This is a genomic window from Streptomyces sp. NPDC045695 (genome assembly GCF_056432025.1).
Map to the genome: position 1 here is coordinate 347296 of NZ_JBWKJU010000007.1, position 1457 is coordinate 348752.

Genomic DNA, 1457 nt, shown 5'->3' on the forward strand with positions numbered 1-1457 from the left:
CACGACCGCCACGGAAGCCGCCACGGTCGTCATCACGACGCGGGAACGACGGACGGTCCCCACCCCGGTCATCCCGGCGCGGGAAGCTCGGGCGGTCCCCACCGCGGTCATCGCGGCGGAAGCCGCCACCGGAGGGACGGTCCCCGCCACGGTCGTCACGGCGCGGGTACGACGGACGGTCACCGCCACGGTCGTCACGGCGCGGGTACGAGGGGCGGTCGCCGCCACGGTCGTCGCGACCGCCACGGAAGCCGCCACGGTCGTCATCACGACGCGGGAACGACGGACGGTCCCCACCCCGGTCATCCCGGCGCGGGAAGCTCGGGCGGTCGCCGCCACGGTCATCGCGGCGGAAGCCGCCACCGGAGGGACGGTCCCCACCACGGTCATCGCGACGCGGGTACGAGGGGCGGTCACCGCCACGGTCGTCACGACCGCCACGGAAGCCACCACGGTCGTCATCACGACGCGGGAACGACGGACGGTCCCCACCCCGGTCATCCCGGCGCGGGAAGCTCGGGCGGTCGCCACCGCGGTCATCGCGGCGGAAGCCGCCACCGGAGGGACGGTCCCCACCACGGTCGTCACGACGCGGGTACGACGGACGGTCGCCACCACGGTCGTCACGGCGCGGGAAGCTGGGCCGATCGTTGTCACGGCGGAACCCACCGCCGGAGGGACGGTCGCCGCCGCGGTCATCGCGGCGCGGGTAGGACGGGCGGTCGCCGCCACGGTCGTCACGACCGCCACGGAAACCACCACGGTCGTCATCACGACGCGGGAACGACGGACGGTCCCCACCCCGGTCATCGCGACGCGGGAAGCTGGGACGGTCCCCACCCCGGTCGTCACGACGCGGGAAGCTCGGACGGTCGCCGCCGCGGTCATCGCGACGGAAACCGCCACCGCCGCCACCACCGGTGGGGCGACCACCGCGGTCGTCGTCACGGCGGGGGTACGAGGGGCGGTCGCCACCGCGGTCGTCACGGCGGAAGCCGCCGCCACCGCCGCCACCGCCGGCGCCGGCCGGACGCCCACCGCGGTCGTCGCGACGGAAACCGCCGCCACCGCCACCGGTCGGGCGACCACCACGGTCGTCACGACGGAACGGGGGACGGTCGCCACCACGGTCGCTACCACGGTCGTCACGACGGAAGCCGCCCCTGTCACCGCCGTCGTTGCGCCGAGGCTCGCGCTCCGGACGATCGTCGGGAGAGTTGGACATGGGTGTGACTCCTGTCTTCGGGGTACCGCTAGTCATTCTCGCGCAACCAACCCATGGCCGCGCTTCGGCGTAAAGAGGGGAAAACAAAAAAGGACCCTTGGTCCAGCGTTGAACGCTGGACCAAGGGTCCTTTGAAAGATTGTTCGGCGGCGTCCTACTCTCCCACAGGGTCCCCCCTGCAGTACCATCGGCGCTGAAAGGCTTAGCTTCCGGGTTCGGAATGTAACCGGGC

The 1457-nt window shown here is 72.6% G+C and carries 1 rRNA gene and 1 pseudogene; both read right to left on the reverse strand.

Annotated elements, in window-relative coordinates:
- Positions 1-988 (reverse strand): annotated as a pseudogene (locus tag AC07DU_RS16030) (hypothetical protein); the annotation flags it as partial.
- A gap of 378 nt (positions 989-1366) precedes the next feature.
- Positions 1367-1457 (reverse strand): 5S ribosomal RNA (gene rrf / locus AC07DU_RS16035); the annotation flags it as partial.